The sequence below is a fragment of the Mycobacterium gordonae genome, assembly GCF_001417955.2.
GTDB lineage: Bacteria > Actinomycetota > Actinomycetes > Mycobacteriales > Mycobacteriaceae > Mycobacterium > Mycobacterium gordonae_B.
The window spans coordinates 175,796-182,047 of sequence record NZ_LKTM01000361.1 but is presented as its reverse complement, the minus strand read 5'-3'; the positions used below and the strand labels follow the sequence as shown (position 1 = coordinate 182,047).

The window sequence follows — 6,252 nt, the reverse complement described above, 5'->3', positions numbered from 1 at the left end:
CGCTCACTCAAAGCCCCACCGACACCGGAGCCGGCCACCAACGTCCGCGCCAACCCCGCCTCGTACCCGGCATACAACGCCCCCGGCGCCAACACCACCAGCTCCCCGTCCCCCACCACCCGATCCGACGCCACATGCCCAAGCGAAACTGCCCCAGAGGCAACAAAGCACACACTCTCCGACGGCGGCACCGGCGCCCCCAACCGCGCCACATGCTCCGAGTACACCCCCAGCAACTCCCGCTCCGACACCCCCGGCCCCAGCGCCGCAGCCATCGCACTCAACGCTGACTCCGAAATCGCCGCCGCCACTTCAAAACACGTGATCTCGGCGTCAGACTTCACTCGCCGACAAGCCTCAAGGACAGCACCCCCGTCCACCAGCTCCGCACCCGAAGACAACGACGCGATCATCGCCCCAGTGGAAGCCGTCAACCCATCGGTCCCGATCCGCCGCGCCTCCCGAAGCCCCGGAATTGCCCCCACCGACGCCATCAGATTGGCGGGGTTCCAGCTCAGCGGATACAGATCCTCCCGCTCGATTTCCGGCGGCACGCCCTCGTCCCACGTCGATAGCAGATGCACCCGCCCCGTCGCCCGCACCACCACGCACACCGGTGCAAACGGCAAAACCCCGGCACGACCTAACACCCGAGCGCCGCACACATAGTGCACATTGCCGGCCCCACCCAGTATCAATGCGTCAATGCCCGCAGAGTCCATACCGGCGAACACCTTCGCCCGCCGCTCAGCCCGCAAAGCAAAAAAGTCAACCCGACTCGAGTCCTCCAACGCCATGACGCCAACGCGCACACCGGAATCCCGCGCCACCGGACTCATTCAAAAGCCCCATACGGCGAGTACGAATCCCCACTCAACTTCACCCACCCGTTATCCGTCACGGCCACAATGTCTTCCGCCCGATATCCCGCCGAACCCTCGTCCCATATCACCGGCTCGAACACCATCACCATCCCCGGCTCGACCACCAACCGAGAGTCGAAATCCTCGCCGAGATCCGTCCCGATCAACGGCATCTCCGCACTGTCGGTCCCCACCCCGTGCGCCAGGTAGAAATGCTCGATCCACGGCCGTACCCCGTCGTTGGCCGCCACCGCAACCTTGCACAGTTCCAAACCCGAGACGCCCGGCCGCAACACGTCCAGGCACGCATCGACCACCCCGCGCCACCGCCGAAACTGCCCGCCCTGCAAACCATCCAAAGCAGAACCCACGACCCAGGTCCGACCATAGTCCGAGGCATACCCCTCGTACATGATCCCGGCGTCCACCCAGATCACGTCGCCGTACCGCAGAAACCGATCCGACGTCACCGTCGGATACGCCAAGTCACCATGCACGGTCCACGGCCCCAGCGCCCTAGAAGGTGCCATCACCTGCCAGATCGGATCGATCCCACCCGCCGAGGCCCCGAGTTCGAACACCCGCCGCAGAAACGCCGCGCTCAAGTCGACCTGCCGCACGCCCGGCCGAAGCAAAGCTAATGCATCCTCCATCGCCAGCTCGTTCAGCAACTGCGCGTGCCGAATACACGCCACCTCATCGACCGTCTTCAACACCCGCGCCGAACCCAGAACCCCCGACGCGTCCACCCACTCATAGCCGGATAACCCGCGAAACATGGCGTGCGACAAGTGGTCAATCCCCAGCCGAGACCCAGCACCAAACAGAGAAGCCAACTCCGACGCAAACACCCCATCGTCAAGATCCGGAAACAACGGCCCATGAACCACGACGTCCGAAGGCGCCCCGTCGGCGAACATCGTGAACAAATGCGGCGCCGACTCCCCCGTCACCACCACCGCCACCGCCCGGAACAACGCCGCCGTGTCGCCGTCCATCGACGGCGTCAACGCCCCCGTCGCGTACGACACCGCACTGGACCCAAGCAACACCAACCCGTCCAAGCCGCCGGAAGCCAAACCAGCCTGCAACCGACCGAAACGCTCCCGGCGCATGCGGGCCAGATCGGGCAGCGCCGGGATCACCTGCCCGCCGATCGTCGCCCCAGCAGCCCAGTCCTCGATGGCCCCACACCTCCCTAATGCGTAATAATGCAAAGATAGCGTAAAAAGCGCCGCGCACTCCGCCCCGCACTCCGAGAGGCACATACAAGTGACAGCCCGGCCCGACATCCCCGCCGATGTCAAGACAAACTTCGACCACCACTCCGACGAGTTCAACCTCAACGAGCTCGCCATCAACGCCGAGCTCAGACGCAAATGCCCGGTCGCCTGGAACGAGAACTACGGCGGCTTCTGGTTCCTCACCAGCTACGAGGCCGTCCGCGAAACCGCCCGAGACGGCGACACTTTCGCGCACAAATACGAGCCGAACGCCGACGACGGCATCGACTACCAGGGCGAGATGGGCGTCCCCCGCCCCGAAGGCCAACCCGCCCTGGGCATCGGCGAGATCGACGGCCCCTTCCACCAGGCCTTGAGACACGCGCTGGCCCCATTCTTCTCCCCCGGCGCCGTCGACAAACTGCGGCCGTTCATGGAAGAAAAGGCGCACGAGTTCCTCAATCAGCACATCACCGAGGGACACATGGATCTGGTGCTCGACTTCGCCAGCCCCGTCCCGGCCATCCTCACCATGAAGCTGATGGGCCTGCCCTACGACAACTGGCACCTCTACGCCAACCTGTTCCACGCCGTCATGGCCGTCCCCCAGGACAGTCCGGAATACCTCGAAGCCATCGCCGCGGTGCCGGAGATGATGCAGGGCGTCCTCGAATACGCCGCTCTACGACGCGGCGACCCGAAAGAGGACCTGACCAGCTTCCTGCTCCAATTCGAGTTCGAGAACGAGAGACTCACCGACGAGCAACTGCTCAACATCATCTGGAACCTCATCGGCGGCGGCGTCGACACCACCACCTCCCAAACCTCACTGACGCTGCTGCATTTGGGGACGCACCCCGAGCTCAAAAGCCAACTGATCCAACACCCCGAGCTTTACCGCACCGCCACCGACGAGTTCCTGCGCTACTTCTCGGTCAACCAGCAACTCAGCCGCACCGTCACCAAAGACGTCACCCTCAACGGCCAGCACCTGAAGGCAAACGACAAACTGATCATCAGCTGGCTGGCCGCCAACCACGACGAAAACGAGTTCGACCGACCCGACGAGATCGTGCTGGACCGAAACCCCAACCGCCACTTGGCCTTCGGCCTCGGGCCCCACCGCTGCATCGGATCGCACCTTGCCCGAACCATGGCCGAAGTGATGGTCAAAGCCGTCCTCGACCGCATCCCCGACTACACCGTCGACCAGGACGGAGTCGACTTCTACCTCGGCAACCCCGCCATGACCGGCCTCGGCAAGCTGCCCGTCACGTTTGCCCCGAAAGTCGCTTAGGCCAACGCCTTACGTACCTTCCGGCGCTTGACCCGAAGCGCCCGACTCATCTCGAGCAGCCGCGCCGCGCCGTCCTCGATGCCCGACGCGAGCGCCTCGAGGTCCGGCGCGGAGTCGTAATCGCCGGTGATGCCGAAGACGAAATGCTCGGCGTAGCTGACCATCGCGATGCCGGTGCGCAACTGCAGTGCGATCGGCGGGACCGGCAGGATCTCCAATACCCGCCGACCCAGCAGTCGCTGCTCGGCACGCGGGCCGGGGACATTGGTCGCCAATGCCACCACCGCCTTCTGCGGCAGATGGCTGAGCAGTCGAACGGCCCACGCCGAGAACATGAATGGCACGGTGCCGACCGCGGCCAGCATCGCGGTGCCACCTTCACTCTGCCCACTGCCCTTGGCATGCTGCAGCCGCTTGTGCACCAGCTCCAGCTGCGTTACCGGGTCGGCCTCGTCGACGGGCAACAGCGGCAGCATCGCCGACACCTCGTTGTCGGTCAGATTGAAATGGTTCGTCCCGCGCACCGACACCGGTACCAGCGTGCGCAGCGAGTTGCGTCCGGGCTTCTCCCCGCGGTCCAGCAGCAGCTGCCGGTAGCTGGCGGTGATCGCGGCCAGCGCGACATCATTGACCGTCACGTCGAATGCGTCGCCGACCTCGTGCAGGTCGGCCAGCCGAACCCGGGCCGCCCGGTAGCGGCGCCTGGTAGTGACCGAGCCGCTCAACGACGTGTCCGGAGCCGAGGTGAGCATGCTCGCCGTGAGTTCCGCAGCGCCCAACGCGGCATGTTCGACGGCCGACGCCGCGCTGACGGCGCCCCGCGCGATGCCGCTCACCCAACTCACCGGGTTCAGGCTCACCTTCGGCAAGCCCAGCCAACGCCGCTGCGGCTCCTGGGCGCCGTGGATCTCGGTGGCGAAGGACTCGCCGACGCCTTCGTCGCTGAACTTGGCCATCAGCTGCGTGGTCGCGATGCCGTCGGCGATGCAGTGATGCAGCTTGGTCAGCACCGCCCACCGGTCATCGCTGAGGCCTTCGATGATGTAGCACTCCCACAGCGGGCGCTCGCGATCCAGGCGGCGCTCCATCACGTCGGCCACCACGTCGAACAATTCGGTGTCGCCACCGGGTTGCGGCAGCGCGAGCCGGTGTAGGTGCCGCGAGATGTCGAAGTGCGGATCGTCCGCCCACTCCGGTGGACCGATGTCGAGCGGGTGGGTCTTGAGCACCTGCGTGCAGCGCGGAATGGATTGCACGCGTTCGGTGAAGGCTTCGACGAACTCCTCGTGGGTCGGCGGGGGACCCTCGATGATCGACACCCCGCCGATCGCCAGGCTGACGTGTGGGTCGGAGTCTTCGACTTCGAGGAATGCCGCGTCAAGGGCAGTCAGATGCTCCATGGCCGCTACTATCCGCCCCAACGGGTGCGCTGGTGAGAGTCAGAAGTCCTCACCTTTCAGGGCCGAACGAAGGATAGATTGATGCCGATGAGCGACATGACAGCGCGGTTCGCCGAGATCGTCGGCGCGGAGCACCTGCTGGCCGGCGACGCGGTCCCCGAGGACTACTCCCACGACGAGGAGCTGACGCAGTCGCCGGTGCAGCCGGCCTACGTTGCGAAGCCGGCCACCGCCGAGGAGGTCGCGCAACTGCTCAAAGCCGCCTCCGAGCACGGGGTTCCGGTGACGGCCCGCGGCTCAGGGTCGGGCTTGTCGGGTGCCGCGCGCCCCGCGGCCGGCGGGCTGCTGATCTCCTTCGAGCGGATGAACAAGGTCCTCGAGGTCGACACCACCAACCAGGTCGCCGTCGTGCAGCCCGGGATCACGCTGACCGAACTCGACGCCGCCACCGACGAGTACGGGCTGCGCTACATGGTGTACCCGGGTGAGCTGTCCGCCAGCGTCGGCGGCAACGTCGGCACCAACGCGGGCGGGATGCGTGCGGTCAAATACGGGGTGTCCCGCCACAACGTGCTCGGGTTGCAGGCGGTGTTGCCGACGGGCGAGATCATCCGCACCGGCGGCAAGATCGCCAAGGTGTCGACGGGCTATGACCTGACGCAGCTGATCGTCGGCTCCGAAGGCACCCTGGCGCTGGCTACCGAGGTGATCGTCAAGCTGTACCCGCGGCTGGACCACAGCGCGACGGTGGTAGCGCCATTCGCCGACTTCGACCAGGTGATGACGGCGGTGCCCGCCGTGCTGGCCGCTGGGCTGGCGCCCTACATCCTCGAATACATCGACAACCTGACGATGGCCGCGATTATCCACACCCAGAATCTGGAGCTGGGCATTCCGGACCGGGTGCGGGACAGCTGTGCCGCGTATCTCGTTGTGGGGCTTGAGAACCGGACGTCAGATCGGTTGGACGAGGACGTCGAGCGCACCGGTGAGCTGCTGGCCGAGTTGGGTGCGGTGGACGCTTACGTGCTGGAGGGCGGGTCGGCGCGCCGGCTCATCGAGGCGCGGGAGAAGGCGTTCTGGACGGCCAAGGCGATCGGGGCCGACGACATCATCGACACCGTGGTGCCGCGTTCGGCGATGCCGAAATTCCTTTCCACAGTGCGTGGTTTGGCTTCGGCGGCCGGCGGTGGTGTGGCAGGCTGCGGGCATGCCGGCGACGGCAATGTGCACTTGGCGATCCTGTTGAAGGATGAGGTGGCCCGCAAGCAGCTGATGACCGATATCTTCGCGCTGGCAATGGAATTGGGTGGGGCGATCTCCGGCGAGCACGGACTGGGGCGCGCCAAGACGCCGTACTACTTGAAGCTGGAAGACCCTGCCAAGGTGGCGTTGATGCGGCGGATCAAGGAAAGCTTCGACCCCGCAGGCATTCTCAACCCCGGCGTGGTGTTCGGCGAGTAAGGGGT

At 65.7% G+C, this 6,252-nt stretch carries 5 protein-coding genes; 2 read left to right on the top strand and 3 right to left on the bottom strand.

Annotated features, from left to right (window positions below):
* Both AO501_RS29465 and AO501_RS29460 read right to left on the bottom strand, forming a co-directional pair.
* On the bottom strand, nucleotides 1-722 hold a 722-nt coding region (locus AO501_RS29465; protein ID WP_231752652.1), incomplete at its 3' end, for a M24 family metallopeptidase.
* Nucleotides 723-835: 113 nt separating this feature from the next.
* The gene (locus AO501_RS29460) at nucleotides 836-2,080 is read right to left on the bottom strand and encodes a M24 family metallopeptidase (RefSeq protein WP_306237127.1); all 1,245 of its coding nucleotides are present in this window, start codon (nucleotides 2,078-2,080) and stop codon (nucleotides 836-838) included.
* Between the two features lie 55 nt (nucleotides 2,081-2,135).
* Here AO501_RS29460 and AO501_RS29455 point away from each other — a divergent pair, with 55 nt between their 5' ends.
* On the top strand, nucleotides 2,136-3,383 hold the full coding sequence (locus AO501_RS29455) for a cytochrome P450 (RefSeq protein ID WP_055581079.1): 1,248 nt from the start codon (nucleotides 2,136-2,138) through the stop codon (nucleotides 3,381-3,383).
* On the opposite strand, the gene AO501_RS29450 is transcribed toward AO501_RS29455, so the two are convergent.
* Nucleotides 3,380-4,783 carry a WS/DGAT/MGAT family O-acyltransferase gene (locus AO501_RS29450; protein ID WP_055581078.1) on the bottom strand — a complete coding sequence of 468 codons (1,404 nt, stop codon included), beginning with the start codon at nucleotides 4,781-4,783 and terminating at the stop codon, nucleotides 3,380-3,382. The genes AO501_RS29455 and AO501_RS29450 overlap by 4 nt on opposite strands.
* 87 nt (nucleotides 4,784-4,870) lie before the next feature.
* Between AO501_RS29450 and AO501_RS29445 the strand changes: the two genes are divergently transcribed.
* A complete protein-coding gene (locus AO501_RS29445) occupies nucleotides 4,871-6,247 on the top strand; it encodes an FAD-binding oxidoreductase (RefSeq protein WP_055581117.1) in 1,377 nt (458 codons plus the stop codon).
* The last annotated feature ends 5 nt before the right edge of the window (nucleotides 6,248-6,252 follow it).